Origin of the sequence: Streptomyces sp. ISL-99 (assembly GCF_018614005.1) — a bacterium.
Taxonomy (GTDB): Bacteria; Actinomycetota; Actinomycetes; order Streptomycetales; family Streptomycetaceae; genus Streptomyces; species Streptomyces flavidovirens.
On record NZ_JAGGPC010000090.1, the window covers coordinates 14,120 to 38,494 of the forward strand.

Genomic DNA, 24,375 nt, shown 5'->3' on the forward strand with positions numbered 1-24,375 from the left:
GTCGTCAGCCGGCGTCGCCCTCGCGCAGGGGGTACGACTGCGGATGGTGCTCCGGAGCCGGGCGGGGGGCCGGGGCGGGCGCGAGCGCGGCTCCGGGGGCGGGCGCGGGTGCGACTGCCGGGGTAGTGGCGGGGTCCAGCGCCTGGTCCTGGTGCGGGACAAGGGGCGGTGCGGGGTGGGGTACGGGGTGCGGGTCCGGCTGGGCCTCCGCCAGGCCGATGCCTCGCTGGAAGGCCGCCATCAGACCCGGGTCGTGAAGGGCGGGGTATTCGTCGTCCTGGCGCGCGGCGGGGGCTTCTCTGAGCTGGGGCACCAGATTTTCCTGGCTGCGGCGCCTGGGCAGGCTGGGGCGGCTCGTGGTGTCGCGTACGTATCCGGCGGCGCGCGGCTGGACCTGGGTGTGGGCCGGTTCTGAGGAGAGACCGGGGCGCGTGGCGCGGTCGATGCCCGGGCGGGCGGCGGCCGGGGTGGGCCGGTCCTCCCGCGCGCCGCGCACGGGCAGGGGCGCGTGACTCCTGCCGTGGTCAGCCGGTGCGGGCACGTGGGGGGACGTGACGGGGGACGCGCTCCCCGTCGGCGCCGCAGGGGCCGGGACCGCGTGCCGGGCCCCGGCGGCCGCCGTCCGGCCGGGACCGTCCTGGTCCTCTCCGCCCAGCAGCACCTGCGGCAGGACGAGTACGGCCTGTACACCGCCGTAGATGTTGGCCTGGAGACGGACCGTGATGCCGTGCCTGCGGGCCAGTGCCGACACCACGAAGAGGCCGATGCGACCGTCCTGGAGAAGGCGGCCGACGTTGACGTTCTCCGGGTCGCGCAGCAGGGCGTTCATCTTGTTCTGCTCGGTGACGGGCATGCCCAGGCCCCGGTCCTCGACTTCGACGGCCAGGCCCGCGCTGACGTGCTGGGCGCGGAGCAGCACGGTGGTGTGCGGGGCGGAGAACACCGTGGCGTTCTCGACGAGTTCGGCGAGGAGGTGGATGACGTCGGCGACGGCGTGGCCGCGCAGGGTGCCGTCGATGGGCGGCACCAGTTTGACGCGTGAGTACTGCTCGACCTCGGCGATCGAGGAGCGCAGTACCTCGGTCATGGTCACCGGGTTGCTCCACTGGCGGCGGGAGACCGCGCCGCCGAGGACGGCGAGGTTCTCCGCGTGCCTGCGGACGCGGGTGGCGAGATGGTCGACGTGGAAAAGACCCTTGAGCAGCTCGGGGTCCTCGACGTCGTTCTCCAGCTCGTCGAGCAGTTGGATCTCCCGGTGTACGAGCGACTGGAGCCGGCGGGCCAGGTTGACGAAGACCTCGACCTTCTGGTCCGTACCCGCGCTGCTGGACAGCTGCGATGCCTGTACGACGGCGCCCACGGCGGCGTCGTGCGCGCGCGCCATGTCCAGTTCCAGCCGGTCGAATTCGTCGCCGTCCTGCGTTCCGGGGGGCGGCGTACGCCGGGCGGGCGGCCCCTCGCCACGCCGCAGCTGCTCGACCACCGCGCGCAGGTCGGCCTGCCCGCGCGCGGTGGCCCTGCGCAGTGCGTTGCAGCGGTCCAGCACGGTCTTGGCGGCCCGGTCCGCGCCCACGACGGCTGCCGCCAGCGACACGATGACGAGGGCACCGGCCCCGGCGAGCGCGACCCATAAGTTGCGCGTCGGCTCGGCGGCGGTGGCGCGGAGGGTGAACAGCACGGCGGCGGCGCCGCTGAGGGCGACGACGACGGCCGGGAGTACGGCGGCGCGCAGTATCTGGGGGCGTATGTGGACGTCGGGCATCGGCTGTACGGGAAGAGGCCGGGCGCCCGGCCGTCCGTGCCGCCCGCCCTCACGGCGGTCTGCACGCGCGGCGGGTGCGCGAAGTTGAGACATCAGTGTCCTCGGTACGTGGGGCCCCAGGGATCGGCTTACTGCGTCTGTTCGACCACTGTCGGTCTGGGCTCAACTTGGGGGATGTGGCCCCATGTTGATCACCGGGCACTCACAGTAGTCGGCAACCTTTCATGATCGACGCGCAGTTGCCAAACTTGCCCGCACGGCGTCCCGCTCTGGTATGACGCGTCGTACTACAGACCGAAAAGCAGACGGCACCCGCGTCTCCCCTTCGTAACGGTCGAGATCAGCTCATCCTGCCGGGCCTCCGAGCGCTTCCTCGGCGTGGCTGATTTCGGCCTCCCGCTCCTGCTCGCGATAGAGGACGAGAGCTTGCGCCCAGGCGGCGCGGGCCTCGTCCGGCCGGTTCAGGGCGCGGTGCGATTCGGCGATCCTGGCCAGGGTGTCGGCCTCGTCGTAGCCGTTGCCGAGTGTCCGGAACTGCGCCAGCGCCTGCCGGTAGTAGTCCAGGGCCGCGGCGTGGTCGCCGGTGAGGTGGGCGATGTAGCCGAGGCTGTCGAGCGTGGACGCCTCGTCGCCGGGACGTCCGTGTTTCAGGAAGAGTCCGTGCGCCCGCTCGCAGTGGTCGCGTGCTTCGTCGTACGCACCGAGCTGGGCGTGCATCCAGCCGACCGCGTTGAACTGGTTCGCCTGCCAGATCGGGTTGTCCAGCGTCTGGTAGAGCCGCAGCGCGCGGGTGGCGTACGAAAGGGCCTTCCGGTCGTCGCCGTTCATCTCCCAGAGCCTGCCGAGCGTACGGCAGATGTGCGCCTGAGCCGTCGGATCACCGGCCGCCTCCGACAGGTCCAGAGCACCGTGCAGGTGGTCCAGCGCTTCGGAGCGACGTCCGCTCAGGCCGTGGAAGTGCCCCAGCCGCCAGTGGGCGAGCACCCGCGGGAGGACATTCTCCGGCTGCTGTTCGGCCGCTGCCAGAGCCGTGTGCCAGACACGGGAGTACTCCTCCAGGTGATGTGACCCCAGCTGGTACGAGATCAGGGCCCAGGCGAGCTGCACGGCCTGGGTCGGCAGGCCGGCGGTCAGGGCTGATTCCTGGGCCGCGAGGAGGCAGGCGTGCTCCTCGGTGAACCACCGCAGGGCGTCCGTGGTGTTCGCGGGCGCGAGGGGCGCGCATCCCTGGGCCGGTGGCTCCGGATCGGGCCGGAAGGGGGTGTGGGGGCCGTCGAGGAGCAGGTTGGCTGCGAACGCGGTGTGGAGGTAGAAGTCGATCAGTCGCGCCCGGGCCTCGGCGTTCTCCTGAGCGCGGTCCAGGGCGGCCAGTTCACCGGCGTACAGCTGGGCGAGGTCGTGCATCCGGTATCGGCCGGGCCGGTGCTGCTGGACGAGGTGTGCGGCTTCCAGCTCGGCGAGCAGTGTCCTCGCACGGCTGCGGGTGATGCCGGCGAGACTTGTGGCGGCGTCCAGGCCGATGTCCGTGCTCGTCACCAGTCCCAGCAGCGCGAAGAGCCGGCCGGCGGAGCTGCTGAGGGCTCGGTGCGATGTGGCGAGTACCGTCCGCAGACTCACCGTCATACCGCCGGCGTCCAGCACGTCGAGGCGGCTCGACGCGTCTGCGAGTTCGTCGGCCAGGGCGGCGAGGGGGAACTGCGGGTGCGACGCGACACGGGCGGCCATCAGGCTCAGCGCGAGCGGGAGGCCCGCGCAGTAATCGACGATGGCCGCGACGGCCTGCGGCTCGGCGTCGAGCCGGCTGGAGTCCAGGCGGTGGGCGAGCAGTTCGCGGGCCTGCGACGAGTGGAAGGGGGTGGGTGAGACGGTCACAGCGCCGTGGGTGACCAGCAGGGGGGTGAGCCGGTTGCGGCTGGTGATCAGTACGGCGCACTGGCCTTTCCCTGGCAGGAGGGGGACGACCTGCTGAGCGTCGTGGGCGTCGTCCAGTACGACCAGGATCCGCTTGTCCGCGAGCAGGCTGCGGTAGAGGCCGCCTTGGGCCTGGGGGTCTTCCGGGACGGCGCCGGGCGGCACCCCAAGCGCGTCGAGGAATCCGCGCAGGGCCTCGACCGGTGACATCGGCTCCCCGGCGGGGTCGAAGCCGCGTAGATCCACATAGAGCTGGCTGTCGGGGAAGCGGTCGGCGTGATCGTGGGCCCAGCGGACGGCCGGCCAGCTCTTGCCGACTCCGCCCGCCGCCGAGATGACCACGATGCGCCCCGGCTCCGACTCCGGCGCCGGCGCCGGCGCCGGACCTGGGCGCGGTCCCGGCTCCGGCCGGCGCGGGACGAGGAGGTCGGCCAGCTCGTCCAGTTCCCAATGACGGCTGATGAAGCCGACGGGGGCGAGGGGGAGTTGGCGGGGCGGTGCGACCGGTGGCCGTGGCGCGGCGGTCGACGCCTCGGTGGGTACGGAGGCCGGGGCGGCGGGCGGCGGTCCGGCCGGTCCCGCCCGGAGGAGCTCCTGGTGAAGCCGCTGCAGCGATGCGCCGGGGGTGAGGCCCAGTTCCTCGTCAAGGTTCTGCCGGAGTACTTGGTAGTGCTCGAGCGCCCGAACCGTACGGCCCTGCCTGTGCAGCGCCAGCATCAGCTGTCCGGCCAGTCGTTCGTCGAAGGGGTGCGTGGACACTCCGGAGATCAGCTGCGGCAGTACCTCCGACTCGCGCCCCTGCCGCAGGAGTACGTCGTTGAGGTCCAGTTCGGCCGCCTGGCGTTCGGACGTCAGGACTTCCCGGAGATGGGTGAACCATGGTGTGTCCGCGGCAGGGAACGCCTCACCGGCCCATAACCGCAGCGCCTCCTGGAGCAGGTCTGCTGCCACTTGGTCCGACGCCCCGCGGGCCCGGTGGACCAGGGCACGGAAGCGGTGCAGATCCACGGCGTCGGGGTCCGTCTCCGCGGTGTATCCCCCGGGACGGCGCACCAGGCGTAACTCCGTCGTGGACAGCGCCCGTCGCAGCCGGGACAGATAGCTGTACAGCGTGGTAACGGCGGAGCGTGGAGCTCTCTCCCCCCAGACCCGGTCAAGCAGTTGGTCCAGGGAAACGGGCCGGTTGGCCTCGACGAGCAGCACAACCAGCACGTGACGCTGCCGGGCATGACCGAGGTCGACGTCCCGGCCCCGCACGTGAGCCCGGACCCCGCCGAGCACGCAGAACTCCGCGGCCTGCATGGCGCTCCCCCCTGCTGTCGGACCCAGTCTTCGCAGCGCAGGGCGTGGACTCAAGGAATATCCAAGACATCGTTCAAGGATCACTCCCGGTCTACGCAATGACCCGCCCGCACGATGGGCGTGTCCAGTCACCACAACGGAGGGAAAGCAGATGATCAAGAGTGTGGCCCGCGCAGCCGCCGTGATCGGCGTGATGGGCAGCGCGATGGCGGCGGTGCCGGCGACGGCAGCGGCTGCCCCCGAGAGCGTGCGGCCGACGGCGAGCGCGGCGGCCGGGTGCAGCTGGATGTCCAGGACCACTACGTCGGCGCGGGTGTTCTGCGACGGGAACGGCCCCACCAGGTACCAGTTGGTCCTGTACTGCACGCAGAGCAGGCTGGCTCCCGGCAATGCGCCGTGGCTGGGTGACCGGCGGGGCTCGTACGCCAAGTGCCCGAGCGGCACGACGATCGTGGACTACGACATCTTCATCGGCTAGTTCGCAGGAACGGGGGGCCCGGGGGCGGGGACGGGGGTCAGGGGGTCGCGGGGCGGGGGAACGGAAGGCGGCGAGGCCGAGCAGACACCAGCGCCCAGTCCTCGCCGCCCTTCCGCGGCCCCTTCGGCGTCGCGCACGGCAGCTGGCCGTGGCCGGAGCGGTCCTCACACCACCCCGCCTTCCAAGGCCGCGCCTCAAACGCGCTCCCTAGGAGCGCAGATGCGATGCGAGACCATGGCGGCGCTCACCCAGTACCCGCGTGCTGACGTCGGCCTCACCGGCCGCACTGAAAGGACCCCCGGAGGCGGCTGACTTGCGGCGGGCCACGGCGGCGTCGGTGTCCGCGTTCACCAGATCGGCGTTGATCGCCGCTGCGGCCTGCACACCGGCCGCCTGCGCGGCCGCGACGCCGCCCATCAAGTCGGTGACGTTGCCCGCCACCCAGACGCCCGCCACCTCCGTCAGCCCGCCGGCGTCCGAGGCGACGTACGCCCCCACGCCCATGGGGTGCTCCGTCGTGCCCAGACCGAGGCCGGCGAGCAGCTCGCCGCGCGCCACGAACCGCGGCGCGACCGCCAAAGCCTCCACCGGAACCTGCCGGCCCGACGCCAGCCGGACCCCGGCCAGTCGGTCGTCCACCACGGCCAGACCGGTCACCTCGCCGTCGACCACGGCGATCCCGCGCGCGGCCAGACGCTCCCTCTGCTCCTCGGTCAAGTCTGCGCCGGTGTGCAGGAACAGTGTCACCTGCCGCGACCACTGCCGGAACAGCAGCGCCTGATGCACAGAAGCCGGACTGCCGCCGAGCACACCGATCGGGGTGTCGCGGACCTCCCAGCCATGGCAGTACGGGCAGTGCAGTACGTCGCGCCCCCAACGCTCCCGCAGTCCCGGCACCTCCGGGAGCTCATCGACCAGGCCCGTCGTCACCAGCAGACGCCGCGCCCGGAAGGTGGGACCGCTCCCGGTCTCGACGACGAAGCCGCCCTCCACGGGCCGTGCGGACACCGCCCGGTCGGAGACGATCTGCCCGCCGTAGCCGACAACCTCCTCCCGGCCGAGGCGCAACAGCTCGAGCGGCGGAATGCCGTCCCGGGACAGCAAACCGTGCGCCGCCGCAGCAGGCGCGCTCCGCGGTTCACCGGAATCGACAACCAGCACGGAACGACGGGCACGCGCCAGGGTCAACGCCCCCGACAGCCCGGCAACACCCCTCTTACCACCAGGACGTCCAGTTCGTCAGAAACCTTCGATGCAGTCATGGGCCCACCGTGCGCGCCGCCCGCCGGAAACCGCCACTACTCTTGCCGAACCAGCAAGGTCGTCATTCACCCGGCTCCGTGTCCTCTGTGAGCTTTCGGCACAGCGGGCATTCGAACTGTGCAGCCTGGTCGGAAAACTGGTCCGCCTCCGCAGGAACCGAGGCCCTGAACCCTGTCCGGTATTCATCATGAAGCAGCGCCGACGGAATCAGATTAATTGCTGCGCTCGTGCCGAATTTCGCGCCTTCATCTCTCCGATATATGTCGGCAATCGTCTGCAAGGGAAACGAAAGCCAACATAAGAATCGCCGAAGATTTTCCGACAGATAATGTCTCAGTAGTCGTCCCCGGGGGGTCACCGACAGCGCCGAGTACCCGAAACGCACACCGCACCATAAAGCCGTCATGCGAATACCTCCCACCGATCGCCCTGAACGCTTTGCAGGGCTGCAACCCAAAACCTGCTGCATAAAACCCCTGATGGGAAGGGTGGCGCACCCTGGCGAATACACGTTGATGCCAATGAGGCACAGGTTGCGCCGTGCGGCGAAAGCCGAGGAACAGCCCGGCGTCACCGCTCGCCGGCGAGGTCGAGATCGCCTCGGGGAGCCGCTTCCGGAGCGGCGGTCGCCGCCTTCCGGACGCGCCAGGGATGGGCAAGAGGCCGGCATACCGCCCGCCACCAGGGATCAACGGGGAGAACACCGGCAGGCTCGAAGGGCTCGCCGGGCCGGGGAAACGCAGTCGCCTGCGCTGCCTCCCGCGCGGCGTCCCTCGTCCACTCCCCAGGCTCCGCCCACGCGTGCGGCGCCAGGTTGAACGTCCCCCAGTGGATGGGCAGCAGCACACCGTGCGGCTTGGAGCCCTGCAGATCGAGGTGGGCTTGAACGCCTTCCGTCGGCGTCATGTGGATGTCGGGCCAGTACTCGCTGTACGCACCGATCTGGATCATGGTCGCGTCGAACGGGCCGTGCTCGGCGCCGATGTCCCTGAAGCCTTCGAAGTAGCCGGTGTCGCCGCTGTGGTAGACCCGGTGCTCCGGTCCCGCGACCGCCCAGGACGCCCAGAGGGTGTGCTGCTGATTACGCAGGCCGCGGCCGCAGAAGTGGCGGGCCGGGGCCGCGGTCAGGCTGAGGCCGGCGATCTTCACCGACTCGTTCCAGTCCAGCTCGTGCACCCTCTCGGCGGGTACGCCCCAGCGCTCCAGGTGGGCTCCGACGCCGAGCGGCACCGCGAAGGCCGTGCGGGTGCCGGCGAGCGCGCGGATCGTGGGCATGTCGAGGTGGTCGTAGTGATCGTGGGAGATGACGACCACGTCGAGCGGGCCCAGCGACGCCAGTGGGGCCGGGACGGGGTGCAGCCGCTTGGGGCCGACGAAGGAGAAGGGGGAGCAGCGCTCGCCCCACACCGGGTCGAAGAGCACGCGCCGCCCGTCGATCTCGGCGAACACGCTCGAATGGCCCATCCAGGTGAGGCGCAGTCCTGTGGCGGGTGGTGCGGCCAGGTCGGCGAGGGTCGTGGCGTGCAGCGGCACGGGGCCGGCCGGCGCTCTGTGGCGCCGCTCCTCCTTGCGGAAGTAGACCTTCATCAGTTCGAGCGCCGACCCCGAGGGCCGCGTCCGCGCGCCCACCGGGTTCTGGAAGACCCCGTCGGCGAAGTTCGGCGAGCGGCGGATGCGCTCCATCCGCTCCCCTGCCGGGTCCGCGCCGAAGGGGGCGGTCCGCAGCGAGCGCAGCCGGGAGCGCAGCGGTAGCAGGGCGTCAGCGCCGGTCACAGGACCTCCAGGGGCTCAGCGTCTTTGCCCATTATGGGCGCCGGGTACGACAGCGCGGGGACGGGACCGTTGCGGGACGGGGTACGCCGAGCGGTACGGGGCGTCGTGCGGGACGTCGTACGGAACCGGGCGCGGAGCGGTCGCGGAGCATGGCTTGAACTGATCGACGGTTCAATAACAGATCTCGTTGACAGGTGCGCTTCCGGGTCCAGATACTGACTGGCGGTTCAGTTAATCCGCCGTTGAGACATCGTCGTCGTGCCTGGAGGCACCCATGTCCGACCTCCCCACCGAACTCGTTCCGCTCAGCGCGGAGCAGCGCGACATCGTCGAACTCACCCGCACCTTCGCGCGTGAGGAGATCAGGCCCCGGGCACGCGCCGTGGACGAGGCGGACATCGAGACGCCCTGGGACCTGTGGCGCAAGGCCGCCAAGGTCGGCATCACCGGGTTCATGCTCCCGGAGGAGTACGGGGGCGGCGGTTTCACCGATGTCTTCACCCAGTGCCTCGTCCAGGAGGAACTGTGCGTCGGTGACCTGGGCATCGGGAACCTGCTCTGCTCGAACGGCTTCTTCGCCGACCCCCTGATGGAGCTGGGCAGCCCCGAGCAGAAACGGGAATGGCTGACCCCGCTCACCGGGCCCGACACTCCCATGACGTCCCTGGCGACCACCGAACCCGGTTCGGGCTCCGACGCCGCCTCCATCGTCACGACGGCGACCCGCACCACCGGCGGATACCGCATCAACGGCCAGAAGTCGTGGATCTCCAACGCCGGAGAGGCCGAGCAGTACGTCGTCTTCGCCAAGACCGACCCGTCCCTCCGTTCGCGCGGCGTGACGGCCTTCCTGTTCCGCAAGGACACGCCGGGGGTGGTGTTCGGTGAGCCGATGCGCAAGATGGGGCAGCGCGCCATCGTCTGCCGCGAGATCTTCTTCTCCGACGCCTTCGTGCCCGAGGCCGACCGCCTCGGTGCCGAGGGCCGGGGATTCAGCGGCCTGATGCGTACGTTCGACATCTCGCGCGCCGTGCTGGGCGCGGCCACGACGGGCGTCGCCAGGGCGGCGTACGAATACGCCCGCGACTACGCGAAGACCCGGCAGCAGTTCGGCAAGCCCATCATCGAGCACCAGGCGGTGGCGTTCCGGCTCGCCGACATGCGTACGCGCGTCGAGCAGGCCCGGCTGATGACCTGGCGATGACCGGCGGCGAAGCCCTCGTCAGGGCGCTGGCCGCGCACGGCGCCCGCACGGCGTTCGGCATCCCCGGCACCCACAACCTGGAGATCTACCGGCATCTGGGACCGTACGGCATCACGCATGTGACGCCCCGTCATGAGCAGGGCGCGGGGTACGCCGCCGACGCCTACGCCAGGGTCACCGGCCGCCCCGGCATCGCCGTCACCACCACCGGGCCCGCCCTTCTCAACATCGCGGCGGCGGCAGGGCAGGCGTACTCCGACAGCGTGCCGCTGCTGATCGTCTCGCCGGGGATGCCGCTGCGCCACCCCCGGCAGCCGACCGGCATGCTGCACGAAATGCGCAGCCAGACGGAGGCGTTGCGCGGGGTCGCCGCCTTCAGCCACCGGGTGTCGACCGTGGAGGAGACCGGCGCGGCGGTGGCGCGGGCCTTCACGCTCTTTCGCACCGAACGCCCCCGCCCCGTACACATCGAGGTACCGCTGGACCTTCTGGAGGCCGCGGAGCGGGTGGGCAGTGTACGTCTCGCACCGCCGTCCGCCGGGCGGCGGCCCGGCGCGGAGCCCGTCCGGGAAGCCGCCGCGGCCCTGCTGGCGGCCCGTCGGCCCGCGCTGGTGCTCGGCGGCGGCGCCCGGGGCGCGGCGGCGGAGTGCGGAGCCCTCGCCGGGGAACTCGGCGCGTGGGTCGTCACCACGGCCAACGGCAAGGGGATCGTCGACGAGTCCCATCCGCTCTCGCTCGGTGTCTCGCTGCACAGCCCGTCCGTACAGAAGGCGCTGACGGACTGCGACGTCGTCCTGGCCGTCGGGACCGAGCTCGCCGAGTCGGACCTGTGGTCGGCGCCGCCGGCCCTCGCCGGCACGCTGATCAGAGTGGATGTGGACCCGGCGCAGATGTACGCCGGACTGCCCGCGGACGTCGCGCTGGTCGGCGACGCGCGCGACGCGCTCAGGGCGCTGCGCGAGGCTGTCGCCGGACAGAGGAGCGAGTCGCGCGGTGACACGGTCGCGCTCGGGAACGGTCCTGACGGCGTCGTGGCGCTGCGCGGTGAGCGGGACGCGGAGACGGCGGAGCGGGACGCCCGGTGGATCCCGTATCTGCGCGCGATCCGCGGCGTACTGGACGAGGACGCCGTGATCACCTCGGACAGCGCCCAGTGCTGTTACTACGGTGCGCTCCCGCACCTGCCCGTCGGCCCGCGCGGCCGCTACCTCCATCCGACCGGGTTCGGCACGCTCGGATACGCCCTGCCCGCCGCCATCGGCGCGAAGTCGGCGTACCCCGGACGGCAGGTCGTGGCGCTCAGCGGCGACGGAGGGCTGCAGTTCACCGTGCAGGAACTGGCGACCGCGACACAGGTCGGACTGCCGCTCCCCGTCGTCGTGTTCGACAACGGCGGATACGGCGAGATCCGCGACGAGATGAACGCGCGCGGCGACACCCCGACCGCCGTCGACCTGCCACGCGTCGACCTGCCCGCACTGTGCCGGGCGTACGGCGGCGCGGGGACGCACGCCGATTCCCCGGGCGCCCTCGCCGAGGCGCTGGCGCGGGCGCTGAACACCCCCGGCCCCACTGTCATCACCGTTCCCGAGGAGAGCACCGTATGAACGCCCCCCTGATCTCGCAGACCTGGACCGATCACGTCACAGGGCGCCGGGGCTTCCTGGTCGTCGACCGGCTCGTGCGCGGTGTGTCCAGCGGCGGTCTGCGCATGCGCGAGGGCTGCACGCTCGACGAGGTCGCCGGCCTGGCGCGTGGCATGACGATGAAGGAGGCACTCCACTACAACGCGGAGGGCCGTTACATACCGCTCGGCGGGGCCAAGGGCGGCATCGACTGCGACCCGCAGGACCCTGAGGCGTACGGCATTCTGGTGCGCTACCTGCGCGCGATGCGTCCGCACATCGAGAACTTCTGGACCACCGGCGAGGATCTCGGCCTGACCCAGGACATCGTCGACAAGGCGGCGGCCGAGGCCGGTCTTCTCTCGTCCATTCAGGCCGTCTATCCGCTGCTGGACGACGAGGTGGCGGCGCGGCAGCGGCTCGCCGACGCGTTCGCCGTCGAGGTCGACGGCATCGGGCTCGACGAGCTGGTCGGCGGCTGCGGGGTCGCCGAGTCGGTGCTCGCGGCGCTCGACCGCGCGGGGGTCGCGCACGAGGGGACACGTGTTTCCGTACAGGGCCTGGGCACCATGGGCGGTGCGACCGCACGCTTCCTTTCCCGCGCGGGGCTGAGGATCGTCGCCGTGGCCGATGTGAAGGGCACCGTCGCCAATCCAAAGGGCCTGGACGTCGAAGCGCTGCTCGGCGCGCGTGACGCGTACGGAGCCGTGGACCGGGGCGTGCTGCGTCCGGGAGACCTCGAACTGCCGGGTGACGCCTGGCTGTCCGCGGAGGCGGAGGTGCTGGTTCCGGCTGCCGTCTCGTACGCCGTCGACGCCTCGAACGAGGGGCGGATCACCGCCCGCTGGATCGTCGAGGCGGCGAACATGCCGGTGCTGGCGGACGCGGAGGCGCTGCTGGCGCGGCGCGGGGTGACCGTCCTGCCGGACGTGGTCGTCAACTCCGGTACGAACGCCTGGTGGTGGTGGACCCTGTTCGGGGACATCGGGGCCGACGCGGACGAGGCGTTCGCGTACACGCGGCGTTCGATGCGCGCGCTGATCGACCAGATGCTGGCGAGGGCGGAGGCGGACGGCTCGACGCCGCGCGCCGCGGCGCACGCGATCGTCGCCGACCGGCTGCCGGTGATCGCGGAACGGTTCGGGTGGTACAGGTGACACGCACCGAACACACCGAACACCTCGACCTCACCGACCCCGGCGGCCTGGACGCGCTCTTCGACCCCAGGTCCGTCGCCGTCGTCGGCGCCTCCGGCAATCCGGAGAAGTGGGGGTACTGGCTGGCCTCCGGAGCCCTCGAAGGACGTGACCGCCGTACGGTCCACCTGGTGAACCGGCGCGGCGGCGAACTGCACGGCGTACGCTTCCTGCCCAGCCTGGACGGCCTGCCGGACCCGCCGGAGCACGTGGTCGTCGCCGTACCACCGCAGCAGGTCAGGCCTCTGGTGGTGCAGGGTCTCGCGGCGGGGGCCCGCTGCTTCACCGTCATCACGTCGGGCGGTACGAGCGCGGACGAGGAGCGCGAACTCGCCGCCCTGGTCACGGCGGGTGGGGCGCGGCTGCTCGGCCCGAACTGCATGGGCGTCGTGGACACGACGAGCGGGCTGCGCCTCAGCTGGGGCGACTTCCCGGCCGGCGCGGTGGGCCTCGTATCGCAGAGCGGCAATCTGGCACTGGAGATCGGCAGGCTCCTGGCGCGCGCCGGGCAGGGATTCTCGCGCTTCGTGTCGCTGGGCAACCAGCGCGACATCGACGCGGCGGACGCGCTGGACGCGCTGATCGCGCACGGCCCCACGCGGATCGTCGCCGCGTACGTCGAGGACTTCCGCGACGGCCGCCACCTGGCCCGCACCCTGGCCGCGGCCCACGCGGCGGGCAAACCCGTGCTCCTGCTGACGGTCGGCCGCAGCGAGGCCTCGGGCCGCGCGGCGGCGTCCCACACGGGGGCCCTGGTCAGCGCCCGCGCGACGGTGGAGGCGGTGTGCCGCGACGCGGGGGCGCTGCTGCTGGACACGGCGGGCGAACTGGTCGACACAGCGATATGTCTGCTGGGGGCAACGTCTGGCTTTCCGTCTGCGGGAACCGGCTTGCCGCGCCACGCCCATGGCGGGGCGCCGCCGCCCGGCTCGGGCCGGGAGTCCGCGGCCGCGCGTCGGCGTGGTGCCCTGCGGGTCGCCGTCGTGGGGGACAGTGGAGGGCAAGGGGCCCTTGCGGCAGACGCGTTGGTGACGCGTGGGCTCTGCGTTCCCGCGCTGTCCGTCGGCACATCGCACGAGGTCACCGTTCACCTGCCGCCAGGTGCGGCCTGCGCCAACCCCGTCGATCTCGCGGGGGCCGGCGAGGCGGATCTGGGCAGTTACGCCCGTATCGCACGCACGTTGCTGTTCGGCGGGGACGCCGACGCCGTCGTACTCACCGGGTACTTCGGCGACTACGCCACCGCCAACCCCGCCCAGGCGGACCGCGAATGCGAGGTCGCGCGTGAACTGGCGGCAGCGGCACGGCAGTCCGGGCGGCAGCTCGTCGTGCACACCATGGCGCGCGACACGCCCGCGCTCGCCGTACTGCGCGCGCAGGCCGTGCCCGTGTACGAGCGGATCGAGCAGGCCGCGACCGCCCTCGCCTCCACGGCCCGGCTGCGCGCCCGCGTGGTGGCGGCACCCGCCGCGTCGCCGCCGACGGCCTCGTTCGCCGTTCCCGACGGCGGCTACGAGAGCGTGCGGGAGCTGCTCGCCTCGTACGGCCTCACCTTCCCGGCGGCCGCTTTCGTGACGACCGCCGAGGAGGCAGCCGAAGCCGCACACCGCACCGGTTATCCGCTGGTCCTCAAGGCGATGGGCCTGGCGCACAAGACGGAGGCGGGCGGCGTGGCCCTGGGCGTCGGCGACGAGGACCGCCTGCGCGCCGCCTTCGCGCGGATGCGGTCCACCACCGGCGCCACCCGCTACGCCGTGGAGGCGATGGCATCTCCCCCGTACGCCGTCGAACTCATCGCCGGTGTACGGCACGACCCGGCCTTCGGCCCCGTAGCCATGGTCGGCATCGGTGGAGTCACCGCCGAACTGCTCGCCGACACGGCCGTCGCCCTCGCACCGCTCACGCCGGACCGCGCCCGCGAGTCGCTGCTGTCGCTGCGCCACGCCCCGCTGCTGACCGGCTGGCGCGGCGCGCCACCGGTACATCTCGACGCGGCCGCCGCCGCTCTGTGCGCGCTGACGCGGGCGAGCGCGGAGCATCCGGAGCTGTCCGAGCTCGAAGTGAATCCCCTGCTGGTACACCCGGGCGGCGCGATCGCCCTCGATGCGCATGGAGTGCTCCGATGAATGGTTCCGGGTTCGCGGGTCGTACGTACGTCGTGACCGGCGGCGGCAGCGGCATCGGCCGTGCGATCGCCCTCGCGCTGGGGGCGGCGGACGCCCGGGTCGTCGTCGCGGGCCGTACGCCCCAGAAGCTGGAGGAGACGGTCGCCCTGATCGATCAGGCGGCGGGCCATGCGGGCCGGGCCCTCGCCGTACCGACGGACGTACGGGACCCGGCGGCTGTCGACGCTCTCGTGACAGCGGCCACGGACCGTTTCGGCCGGCTCGACGGCCTGGTCAACAACGCCGCGGGCAATTTCGTCGCGCCCGGCATCGACATCAGCCCGAACGGCTGGCGCGCGGTCGTCGACATCGTCCTCAACGGCTCGTACTACTGCACCCGCGCCGTCGCCAGGCAGCTGCGCGAACAGGGCACCGGGGGTTCGGTGCTCTCTGTGATCGCGACGTACGCCTGGCACGGCCACCCGGGGACGGTCCACTCGGCCGCCGCGAAGGCCGGGGTCCTCGCCATGACCCGTACGCTCGCGGTCGAACTCGCCCCGCTCGGTATCCGGCTGAACTGCGTCGCGCCGGGGCCGACGGAAACGGCGGGCGCGGGCGCCGCGCTGTGAGCCACGGACGAGGCGCGGGCCGAGGTACTCGCGACCGTTCCGGCCGCCCGCTTCGCGGACCCGGCGGAGATCGCGGACGCGTCGCTGTTCCTGCTGAGCGACCGGGCGTCGTACCTGACGGGCGAGTGCCTGACGGTGGACGGCGGACAGTGGCTCGGCAAGCAGGTGTACGGGGGGGCGACGCCGACGCCGACGGCGCGGTAGCGCGGGGACGCGGTTAGCGCGGGACGCGGGGGTGCGGGGGCGCCTGCGGCGGGCTTTCCCCGACCCGCCCCTTCCCGAACTGGGGCTCCGCCCCAGACCCCGGTCCTCAAGCGCCGGACGGGCTGGAGTGGGCCGGGCAGGGGCAAGTGCTGCGGCAGCCATCCAGCCCGTCCGGCGTTTGAGGACACGCCCGCAGGGCGTCCGGGGGTCTGGGGGCTTGCCCCCGGTTCGGGAAGGGGCGGGGTGGGGAACAGCCCCGCAGGGACGCCGACGCCGCACGGCGTCAGACGGTGGTTCTGGCCGTCACCAGCCGGTGGCCGCCCAGCACCGCCGAGAGCTCCCCCAGGAACGGCTCCGCCAGCAGGGGCCAGTTCCACAGCACCAGCCCCAAGTGCGCCACCGCGACCGGCGGATCGATCGTCCAGGCGGGAAACCCGGACCGCTCACCGCACCGCACACAGGCCCCGCTGCCCGGCCCCGTACCCCCGAACCAGGCGTACAGGTCGTCGAGCAGCGGGGCCCACGCGCGCGTCCACATGTCGGGCCCCCGGTCGGCCGGCTCGGTCGTCGCGCCGCACGCCGGGCACGTCGCCGTCCAGAGGTCCGCGCACAGGTACACACGGCGTTCGATCTCCATGCCGACGCCGCACGCCGCGCCCGACGCCACCTCGTCCTCGGTGACGGCGCGCGCGGCGTGCGGTCCCGGCGCCCTGCCGAGCTCGTCGCCGGGCAGGCAGTTCGTCAGCTCGCCCTGGACGATGCCACGGTGCTCCAACCAGTCCATGACCCGGCCGGCGAGCACGGCGGCTTCCTCCGGCCGGGCGTCGAGATCGGCCACCCATACGTACGCATCGCCCATGCGCCGCACGCTATCCCGTGGTGCTCACCCCTTGGCGCGCCGCGTCTTCGCACCCAGTGCGTAGAAGACGAGACCGGTCACCAGGAACAGCAGCAGCGGTAGGACCTGGCTGAGCGTGTACTGGAGGCGTTCGCCCGCGAACGCCTCGGGCAGTGAGGCCGCGGCCGACCCCTCGGTGCCGAACCAGCCGACGCCGAAGCCCGGCCAGATCAGTACGACGACGGTGAAGGCCACGAAGCCGGTCGCGAGCGCTGTCACGAACCACGCTCCGGCGCGGCCGCCCGGAACGGCGTACGGACGGGTGACGTCCGGGTACTTGCGGCGCAGCACGACCAGGCGGGGGAAGGTGATGACGTACGAGATGAAGGTGGTGCAGATCGTCAGGCCGAGCCCGGCCGCGAAGTACTTCTCGCCGTCGCCACCGGACAGATTGAGCGCGACGACGAAGAGGAGGGACGCGAGGACGGCGGACAGCAGGTTCACCCGTACCGGCGTGCCGTGCTTCTCGGAGATCGCGCCGAGCCAGGCCGGGCCGCTCCGTCGGCGCAGGCCACGGCCTGCGCCCGGTGGGCGCCCATGGCCCAGGTGACGCCGCTGGTCAGCAGCCCGATGATGAGTCCGGCCGCGGCGATCCCGCCGAACACGGAGCCCGCGCCGGTGAGGGTGACCGTACCGTCGGCGGCGATCGAACCTCCGTAGACGGTGAAGACGGCCTTGCAGGCGTCGATGAAGCCGCCGAGGCTGCCGATGTCCTGGCTGGGGAGAACGAAGAGGATGCCGAGGATCGGGCCGCCGTACAGGACGAGCGAGGCGAGGCCGGAGCGGAGGATGGACAGGGGGATGTCGCGGCGGGGGTTCTTCATCTCCTCGGCGGCGGAGCTGGGGAGTTCGAAGCCGACGAAGTTGAAGATCAGGACGGGGACGAGGGCGACGAAGCCGACGTAAGTGGGGGCGAACTCACCGGCCGGCAGGGTGTGTACGCCGTGTGCGACGGCGAAGACGACGACGGAGACGAGGAAGAAGCCGAGCAGGACGATCCGGGCGATCGCGCCGGCAATCGGCACCCACTTGCCGATGCGTACGGACTGTACGACGGCGAGCGCCCCGCCCCAGATGAAGACGAGTCCGGCCGCGTACTTCCAGCCGCCGGGGAGCGGGGTGAAGAACTCTTCCCAGGTGGTGAGGGCGATGATGCACAGGCTGCCGCCCACCCACACCGGGTTGGAGATCCAGTAGAGGATCTGGTTGATCCCGGCGGTGAGCCGCCCGAAGGCGAGCCGCGTCCAGACGTACGGGCCGCCCTGCACCGGGAAGGCGGACCCGAGCTCGGCCACGAGCAGCCCGTACGGGAGGAAGAAGGCGACGGCGAGGATCGCCATCCAGGTCAGGCCCTGGGGGCCCTGCGCCGCCACCGAACCGATGGTGTCGAGGCCGACCAGCGTACATATGAGGAAGAACAGGACATCGAGGCGGCGCAAGTCCTTATGGAGCCTGCCCCGCTGTTCGCCCCAGCCCTCGGAGAGGTCGGGTGCGTCGGCGACGGCCGCTGTTGATGCCGCTGTCGTTTCTGATCGGGAGGGAGGTGCATGGGTCACGGGGCTGACTCCTACGGCGGTACGGGGGGATGCGTACAGGCGCGGCACACTTCACACGGGCGACACACTTCACACTGACTGAATGGCCAGTCAGTAGAGGCGACTGTGGCCCGCGCCACAGCGCGCTGCCAAGGGCTCGTCGGCCCGCGTGACCGGCCCGGCGAGGTGGCCCGTGTGTAGGGTTACCGCGTGGCAAGAGTCCGGTTGAGCGTGGAGGAACGGCGCGAGGAAATGCTGCGCGCCGCAGTCGAACAGATCGAGGCCCGGGGCGTGAGCGCCGTGCGCATCGCCGATGTCGCCTCGGCCCTCTCCGTGAGCAACGCGCTGGTGCTCTACCACTTCTCGACCAAGGAAAAGCTCGTCGCGGCCGCCTTCGCATACGCCGCTGAAGGCGATCTCGCCCAGCTGCGCAAGCTGCTCGGCCGTCGTACCACCGCGGTCCGCAGGCTGCGCTCGGCGGTCCGGTGGTACGCGCCGACCGGCCAGGCCAAGGGGTGGAAGCTGTGGATCGAGGGGTGGGCGGCCTCGCTGCGTGAGCCGGCACTCCGCGAGGTGGCGCGTGACCTCGATCAGCGGTGGAAGGCGGCACTGACGGAGGTCATCACGGAGGGCGCGGAGGCCGGTGAGTTCCGGTGCGAGGACCCCGCTTCCGCGGCCTGGCGGCTGACCGCCCTGCTGGACGGCCTCGCCGTCCAGATGACCTCGTACGCGGGGTCGTTGTCCCGTACCGCCATGCTGGAGTGGACGGACGAAGCGCTCGCGCGCGAGCTGGGCATCGACCGGGCGGAGCTGGCGGCTGCGGCACGTTGAAGCCCTGGTCCGGCCGGGTCGCCTCGCCGTGCCAGCCATACTGTGCTCCAGTGGAGCCGGAAGGGGTTGCGGTGTCTGAACAGCGGTCTCAGCACGCGGTGTACGACGTCCTGGTCATCGGCGGCAGCGGGGTGGACACAGTCGTCCGCGTCGATTCGCTGCCCGTACCGCTCGCCGACTCGTTCGGCGTGCCGGCCATCCGCGAGTGGCCGGGGCACACGGGCGGCAATGTCGCGCTGGGCTGCCGGGCGCTTGGACTGGAGGTGAAATTCCTCGACTTCATCGGCGACGACTGGATCGGCGGGCAGGTCAGGGAGCGGCTCGCCAAGGGCGGTGTCGACTTCGAGCCGCTGATCTCTCCGACGGGCACGCGACGCGCGGTGAACCTCGTCGACACCGCGACGGGCCGCCGGATGTCCTTCTACGACGCCCGCGACCCCGGCGATCTGCGGATGCCCCGCGACTTCTACCTCCCCCACCTGCGGCGGAGCGGGCATGTCCACCTGTCCATCATGGACTTCGCGCGGCACCTGCTCGACGACATCGAGGAGCTGGACATCCCCGTCTCGACCGATCTGCACGACTGGGACGGACTCGCCGATCACCACCGGGAGTTCGCCCTGCGCTGCGACCTGGTGTTCCTGAGCGCGGCCGGCGCCGGTGAGCGGATTGCCGCCGTGATGCGCGACATCCTGCGGGAGGGCCGCGCCGAGGCCGTGGTGGCCACGGCGGGCGCGGGCGGCTCGTACCTGCTGACGCGGGACGGCAGCCGCACCCCGCGCCCGATTCCCGCGACCGTGCCGCCCGGCCCGGTGGTGGACTCCAACGGCGCCGGGGACGCGTACGTCAGCGGATTCCTGTACGGGCGCCTCACCGGCCGGGACCTGGAGGAATGCGCCCGCCTCGGCGCCCGTGCAGGCGCCCACGCCTGCACGACGGAGGGCAACACGGACCTGATCGGACCGGAGGCCCTGCTCTCCGCCTAGAACGCGCGTGGGCCACGCTCAGGTCTGGCGCACCGGTTCGTACGCCTCCTGGCCGAGCCCGAACGTCCAGGCCACTCCTTCCTTCGCGGTTCGCGTCGAGGGCGGCACACGCAGCCAGTACGTCCGGTGTGTGCCGTCGGGCTCGGGGGTGGAGTTGACGACCTCGACCATCACCACGTCCTCGTCGCCCTGCAGGGCTATACGCCACAGGACGCCGGTCTCGTCGCGGTGCACGGGCTGGGCCTCGGACTCGGTGAGATAGCGGTCGTAGCCGTAGTACTCGAGCATCACGCGCCGCAGCTCGGCGTTCTCCTCGGCCCGGATGCGGGCGGGTGTCAGCGATGTCAGCTCGTCGAGGAACGCCGCGGGTACGGGCATACCGCGCCAGGCGTACAGCGCGAAGCCGTCGGGAAAGGCCAGGGCGGGTCCGTCGCCCCGGTCGAGCCGTCCGGCCTCGTCGCGGTGGAGCTCCGCCGGCCGTTCGCTGATCACCACGGCGTTCTCGTACGGCCACCACCAGCCGGCGTTCCTGGCCACCTGCGCCAGCCCCGCGAGCCGCTCCCCCTGGCCGTCGAACGCCGCGAGCCAGGCGGCGTCGTGCTGGCCGAGGACGGCGTCGAGCAGAACCAGCCGGACGTCGGCCTCGTCCTCCGGCCGCTCCATGAGCTCGGCGACGACCCCCGCCCGTATCCGCTCGGCCAGTTCCCTGGTGGTGTCCCACAACTGGGCTCCGGTGGCGGACCACAGCGCCGCCCAGCCCGTCGGCCCCAACTCGTCGTGCAGGCGCCGTCGTTCCTCGGCCCACGGCCCGGTGCGTACCTCGTCGCGCACCGACCGTCCCTCACCGGAGAGCCTTTCGACGGTCTCGACGGCCGCCTTGGGCGAGGCTGCCCAGATGATCCGCTCCGGCTCCGCGAGACCGGCTGTGCGGTAGACGAGCCGCACACCGTCCTCCGCGGCCGCGCGGTCCGCCGCGCCGGTCGCCACCGCGACGGCCCGCCAAGTGTTCACATGCTGCATCGAATTCCCTGCCCTCTGATCCCTGATCCGTGGTCTGTGTGCCGCGTGCCGCTTCGAGCGCCGGGCGGCCGGTCAGTCGGCGACGATGCGGACCGCGCCCGGTACGTACTCGCGCTGGCGCACCACCCGGTACCAGCCCTTGGGCAGCGGTATCGGCGCGTGCTCCTCGTGCACGACCCGCCCGCCGTCGGGCAGATGGAGCAGCATCGGATCGAGCGGGCCCGCCTCCCGCAGCAGCCTGCCGGGCCCCTGCACCGCGTGCGCGTGCCCCGTGACTTCGCCCAGCGCCAGAACCAGCCGGCCCCGCGCGTCCCGCCGTTCCCCCGGGGCGTCCGCCAGGTGCGCCGGCACCGCCGACTCGTCCAACGGCACGATGAGTACGTCCCCTTGCCGGTACATGGCTGTCTCCCCTCCCAGGCCGCACACCCTGTGCCGACCACGTCGAAAACGCTACGGCCCGGGTCTGACAATCGGGCCTGACCTGCGAAAAGGAACCCACTCGCGGGATTGTCAGTGCCGCTTGATAAACCTTTCGCACGTCAGTCGCTCGCACAGTGTCAGGAGACCAGGGCCATGTCCGGTGTGGACCATCTGCAGGAACTGCTCGGCCTCCCGGCCGTCGACTTCCGTCCCGACGACTCCGCCTCGCCGCTGCCGGCTGCGGACGCCGCGGCATGGCGCGTCTCCGTCGACCCGTACGCGGACGAGGACGGGCCCTGGGGCGAGAGGTTCGACGAGTTCCTGGAGGCCGTCGATCCCGCGCGGGTACGTGCGCTGATCATCGGCCAGTGGGGCGAGTCCTACGACGCGGACTCCAGTTACCCCATCAACCTGGTCATCGCCGCGGCCGACCGGCTCACCTCCCTGGAGGCCATATTCGTCGGTGACGTGTCCCAGGAGCAGGCCGAGATCTCCTGGATCGAGCAGTCCGACGTCACGGGCCTGCTCAGCGCGTTCCCCCGTCTGCTGGAATTGGGCGTGCGCGGCGGTCAGGGCCTGCGCTTTCCGCCTGCGCGGCACGATCGGCTGCGCTCCCTCGTCTTCGAGTCCGGCGGTCTGCCTGCGGCGGTCGTGCGCGGCATCACCGAGAGCGAGCTGCCCTCGCTGGACCATCTGGACCTGTGGCTGGGCGTCTCCGAGTACGGCGGCGACACCGAGATCGCCGACCTCGCCCCACTTCTCTCCGGCACCCGTTTCCCCGGACTGCGCCATCTCGGCCTGCGCAACAGCGAGATCCAGAACGAGATCGCCGCGGCCGTCGCGTCGGCTCCCGTCGTCGCCCGGCTGCACACCCTCGACCTGTCGAACGGCACCCTCGGCGACGAGGGCGCGGCAGCGCTTCTGGAAGGTCAGCCGCTCACCCACCTCGAACACCTCGACCTGCACCACCACTTCCTCTCCCAGGAAATGGAGCAGCGGGTGGCCGGGGCCCTGGAGCCCCAGGGCGTGAGTGTCGACCTGTCGGACCGGCTGGAACCGTGGGACAACCGCGGCGCCGAGGGCCGCTACACGGCTGTGGCGGAGTGACCCGGCCATGACCGACATCGAACACCCCGAAACCTTCCACGGGCTGCCCGTCTTCACCCTGCCCGAGCCCGGCACCTCGCAGGCACCGCCCCTGCCACCCGCCGACTCCGTGGCCTGGCGCCTCGACTGTCTGTGGAACGAGGACAATCCGTTCGCCGAACTGTGGCCCCGTTTCCTCGACTGCGTCGATTCCACACAGGTGCGCGCGCTGCTGATCGGCCCCTGGTGGCACGGTGATTACGAGCACCTGCGCCCCGTCCTCGACCGGATTCTCGCGGACGCGGACCGTTTCCCCGCGCTGCGCGGCCTCTTCCTCGCCGACGTCATCAGCGAGGAGTGCGAGCTGTCGTGGCTGGAGATGACCGACATCACCCCGTGCCTCGAAGCGTTTCCGCGGCTTGAGGAGCTGACGGTGCGCGGGTGCGGCGAGTCGCTCACCGACATGGAAAAGCTTTCCCTGCGGCCGGTCCGCCACAACGCGCTGAAGACGCTGCGCTTCGAATCGGGCGGCCTGCCCGGCTCCGTCGTCCGGGCCGTGGCCGCCTCCCGCCTGCCCGCCCTGGAGCGCCTGGAGCTGTGGCTGGGCGTCACGCATTACGGAGGCGACGCGACAGTCGCCGACCTCGCGCCCCTGCTGTCCGGCGGCGCCCTTCCGCGCCTGCGCCACCTGGGCGTGCAGAACAGCGAGATCCAGGACGAGATCGCGGCGGCCGTGGCAGCCGCGCCGGTCGTCGCCCAACTGGACTCGCTGGCCCTCTCCATGGGCACCCTCAGCGACACCGGAGCGCAGGCCCTGCTCGACGGCCAGCCGCTCACCCACCTCACCGAACTGGACCTGCACCACCACTACATCACCGAACCCATCCAGCAGCGCATACGCGAAGCGCTCGAACCGCACGGCGTGCGGCTGAACCTCGACGGTCCCGACTACTGGGACCCCGAGGACGACGAACCCCGCTATGTCGCCGTCGACGAGTAGAGCGAACAGCGCCTGCGGCGCCCAGCCGCGCTTCGCGGTCGTCGGCAACCCCGCCAACCGCCGCGTCGCGCTGTTCCAGGACGCCGTGGCCGCCGCCGGGCTGCCCGCCGCACGGGTTGTCCCCTGGCTGGACGTGCTCAGCGGCCGGGCCGCCTCGTTCCGTCCGGGCGAGACCGTACGGATCGACTCGCCCGGTGAGGACCCGGAGGTCGAACGGCTGCTGCGGGGTGCCGGCGACGGCACCCGCGTGGAGGGCTCGGCGCTCTGGTACGAGCGGTTCACGGCGGCCGTACGGGAAGTGGGCCGGGCGGCCGCGGGCTGCACGCTGCTCGACGACCCCGACGAGCTGGCGGTGCTGTTCGACAAGCGGCTGTGCCATGCCGTCCTGCACAAGGCGGGAGTTCCCGTTCCGGCTTCGCCCACCTCGGGCGCCACGGGACCGGTCGTACGCGGCTGGGACGACGTACGGGATCTGCTGCGCACGCACCGTATGCCACGTGCCTTCGTCAAGCTGGCGCACGGCTCGTCGGCCTCCGGCGTGCTGGCCGTCGAAATGGCGGGCCCCGGCCGCGTACGGGCCACCACGTCCGTGGAGCGCGACCCCGGCGGCCGGCTCTTCAACTCCCTGCGGGTACGCCGCTGTACGACCGAGGGCGAGGTCGCGGCCATCGTGGACGCGCTCGCACAGGACGGACTCCACATCGAGCGCTGGCTGCCCAAGGCCGCGCAGCGGGGCCGGGCCGCCGACCTGCGGGTGGTCGTGGTCGGCGGCAGGGCGACGCACGCCGTCGTACGCACCAGCCGCTCCCCCATGACCAACCTCCACCTCGGCGGCGCGCGCGGGAACCTGGACGACGCCCGCGCCGCCATGGCCGCGGCGGGCGGCGGCTGGGACGAGGCCGTGGAGGTGTGCGAGCGGGCCGCCGCCTGCTTCCCCCGCACCCTCTGCGTGGGCGTCGACCTGCTGCCCGCCGTCGGCTGGCGCCGCTTCGCCGTCTGCGAGGTCAACGCGTTCGGCGATCTGCTGCCGCGCCTCACCGGCCTGCCCGGCAGCGGCGCCGAGGGCCTGGACACCTACGCGGCGCAGGTCGCCGCCGCACAGCACGCCGTACCGCGCACGACAAGGAACCACCATGCGATCACCTGA

19 protein-coding genes and 1 pseudogene are annotated in these 24,375 nt (G+C 71.9%); 11 read left to right on the top strand and 9 right to left on the bottom strand.

Annotated elements, in window-relative coordinates; all coding sequences use genetic code 11:
• Nucleotides 1–4 precede the first annotated feature (4 nt).
• Both J7E91_RS34525 and J7E91_RS34530 read right to left on the bottom strand, forming a co-directional pair.
• A complete protein-coding gene (locus J7E91_RS34525; protein ID WP_214911241.1) occupies nt 5–1,855 on the bottom strand; it encodes a sensor histidine kinase KdpD in 1,851 nt (616 codons plus the stop codon).
• A 252-nt stretch (nt 1,856–2,107) separates the two neighbouring features.
• Nucleotides 2,108–4,975: a BTAD domain-containing putative transcriptional regulator gene (locus J7E91_RS34530; protein WP_214911243.1), complete on the bottom strand. Its 2,868-nt coding sequence runs from the start codon at nt 4,973–4,975 to the stop codon at nt 2,108–2,110.
• Nucleotides 4,976–5,126: 151 nt separating this feature from the next.
• Here J7E91_RS34530 and J7E91_RS34535 point away from each other — a divergent pair, with 151 nt between their 5' ends.
• Nucleotides 5,127–5,453, top strand: a complete 327-nt coding sequence (locus tag J7E91_RS34535) for a hypothetical protein (RefSeq protein ID WP_214911245.1) — start codon at nt 5,127–5,129, stop codon at nt 5,451–5,453.
• A 207-nt stretch (nt 5,454–5,660) separates the two neighbouring features.
• On the opposite strand, the gene J7E91_RS34540 is transcribed toward J7E91_RS34535, so the two are convergent.
• Together J7E91_RS34540 and J7E91_RS34545 are read right to left on the bottom strand one after the other, a co-directional pair.
• A complete protein-coding gene (locus J7E91_RS34540; RefSeq protein ID WP_308377558.1) occupies nt 5,661–6,614 on the bottom strand; it encodes an NAD(P)/FAD-dependent oxidoreductase in 954 nt (317 codons plus the stop codon).
• 672 nt (nt 6,615–7,286) lie between these two features.
• Entirely contained in the window at nt 7,287–8,489 is a 1,203-nt protein-coding gene (locus J7E91_RS34545; RefSeq protein WP_214911246.1) for an MBL fold metallo-hydrolase, read from the bottom strand.
• Between the two features lie 274 nt (nt 8,490–8,763).
• On the opposite strand from J7E91_RS34545, the gene J7E91_RS34550 reads away from it, so the two are divergent.
• From J7E91_RS34550 to J7E91_RS34570, 5 genes and pseudogenes are all read left to right on the top strand, one after another.
• Nucleotides 8,764–9,693, top strand: a complete 930-nt coding sequence (locus tag J7E91_RS34550; RefSeq protein ID WP_251016704.1) for an acyl-CoA dehydrogenase family protein — start codon at nt 8,764–8,766, stop codon at nt 9,691–9,693.
• Nucleotides 9,690–11,300: a thiamine pyrophosphate-dependent enzyme gene (locus J7E91_RS34555; protein ID WP_214911248.1), complete on the top strand. Its 1,611-nt coding sequence runs from the start codon at nt 9,690–9,692 to the stop codon at nt 11,298–11,300. Before J7E91_RS34550 ends, J7E91_RS34555 begins: the two co-directional genes overlap by 4 nt.
• Nucleotides 11,297–12,475, top strand: coding sequence for a Glu/Leu/Phe/Val dehydrogenase dimerization domain-containing protein (locus J7E91_RS34560; RefSeq protein WP_214911251.1), 1,179 nt, complete (start codon nt 11,297–11,299; stop codon nt 12,473–12,475). The genes J7E91_RS34555 and J7E91_RS34560 overlap by 4 nt, the downstream gene beginning before the upstream one ends.
• The gene (locus J7E91_RS34565) at nt 12,472–14,640 is read left to right on the top strand and encodes an acetate--CoA ligase family protein (RefSeq protein ID WP_308377559.1); all 2,169 of its coding nucleotides are present in this window, start codon (nt 12,472–12,474) and stop codon (nt 14,638–14,640) included. The genes J7E91_RS34560 and J7E91_RS34565 overlap by 4 nt, the downstream gene beginning before the upstream one ends.
• A pseudogene (locus tag J7E91_RS34570) lies at nt 14,637–15,452 on the top strand (SDR family oxidoreductase). The gene J7E91_RS34565 and the pseudogene J7E91_RS34570 overlap by 4 nt, the downstream one beginning before the upstream one ends.
• Nucleotides 15,453–15,735: 283 nt before the next feature.
• On the opposite strand, the gene J7E91_RS34580 reads toward J7E91_RS34570, so the two are convergent.
• The 3 genes from J7E91_RS34580 to J7E91_RS34585 are packed head-to-tail and all read right to left on the bottom strand — an operon-like array spanning nt 15,736 to nt 17,906.
• Complete coding sequence (locus tag J7E91_RS34580) at nt 15,736–16,311, bottom strand: hypothetical protein (RefSeq protein WP_214911255.1); 576 nt, start codon at nt 16,309–16,311, stop codon at nt 15,736–15,738.
• Between the two features lie 24 nt (nt 16,312–16,335).
• On the bottom strand, nt 16,336–16,794 hold the full coding sequence (locus J7E91_RS36605) for a hypothetical protein (RefSeq protein ID WP_308377560.1): 459 nt from the start codon (nt 16,792–16,794) through the stop codon (nt 16,336–16,338).
• A complete protein-coding gene (locus tag J7E91_RS34585; protein WP_308377561.1) occupies nt 16,791–17,906 on the bottom strand; it encodes an APC family permease in 1,116 nt (371 codons plus the stop codon). The genes J7E91_RS36605 and J7E91_RS34585 overlap by 4 nt, the downstream gene beginning before the upstream one ends.
• 189 nt (nt 17,907–18,095) lie before the next feature.
• Here J7E91_RS34585 and J7E91_RS34590 point away from each other — a divergent pair, with 189 nt between their 5' ends.
• Together J7E91_RS34590 and J7E91_RS34595 are read left to right on the top strand one after the other, a co-directional pair.
• Nucleotides 18,096–18,716, top strand: a complete 621-nt coding sequence (locus J7E91_RS34590; protein WP_214911257.1) for a TetR/AcrR family transcriptional regulator — start codon at nt 18,096–18,098, stop codon at nt 18,714–18,716.
• Between the two features lie 71 nt (nt 18,717–18,787).
• Nucleotides 18,788–19,702, top strand: coding sequence for a carbohydrate kinase family protein (locus J7E91_RS34595; RefSeq protein ID WP_308377562.1), 915 nt, complete (start codon nt 18,788–18,790; stop codon nt 19,700–19,702).
• An 18-nt stretch (nt 19,703–19,720) separates the two neighbouring features.
• Here J7E91_RS34595 and J7E91_RS34600 read toward each other — a convergent pair whose 3' ends face one another.
• Together J7E91_RS34600 and J7E91_RS34605 are read right to left on the bottom strand one after the other, a co-directional pair.
• Nucleotides 19,721–20,722 carry a DUF6745 domain-containing protein gene (locus J7E91_RS34600; RefSeq protein ID WP_214911259.1) on the bottom strand — a complete coding sequence of 334 codons (1,002 nt, stop codon included), beginning with the start codon at nt 20,720–20,722 and terminating at the stop codon, nt 19,721–19,723.
• A 72-nt stretch (nt 20,723–20,794) separates the two neighbouring features.
• Entirely contained in the window at nt 20,795–21,121 is a 327-nt protein-coding gene (locus J7E91_RS34605) for a hypothetical protein (RefSeq protein ID WP_214911261.1), read from the bottom strand.
• A 174-nt stretch (nt 21,122–21,295) separates the two neighbouring features.
• Between J7E91_RS34605 and J7E91_RS34610 the strand changes: the two genes are divergently transcribed.
• From J7E91_RS34610 to J7E91_RS34620, 3 genes are read left to right on the top strand one after another with little or no spacing between them, the layout of a single operon-like run.
• On the top strand, nt 21,296–22,249 hold the full coding sequence (locus J7E91_RS34610) for an STM4015 family protein (protein WP_214911263.1): 954 nt from the start codon (nt 21,296–21,298) through the stop codon (nt 22,247–22,249).
• Nucleotides 22,250–22,256: 7 nt separating this feature from the next.
• The gene (locus J7E91_RS34615; protein WP_214911265.1) at nt 22,257–23,228 is read left to right on the top strand and encodes an STM4015 family protein; all 972 of its coding nucleotides are present in this window, start codon (nt 22,257–22,259) and stop codon (nt 23,226–23,228) included.
• The gene (locus J7E91_RS34620) at nt 23,209–24,375 is read left to right on the top strand and encodes an STM4014 family protein (RefSeq protein WP_214911267.1); all 1,167 of its coding nucleotides are present in this window, start codon (nt 23,209–23,211) and stop codon (nt 24,373–24,375) included. The genes J7E91_RS34615 and J7E91_RS34620 overlap by 20 nt, the downstream gene beginning before the upstream one ends.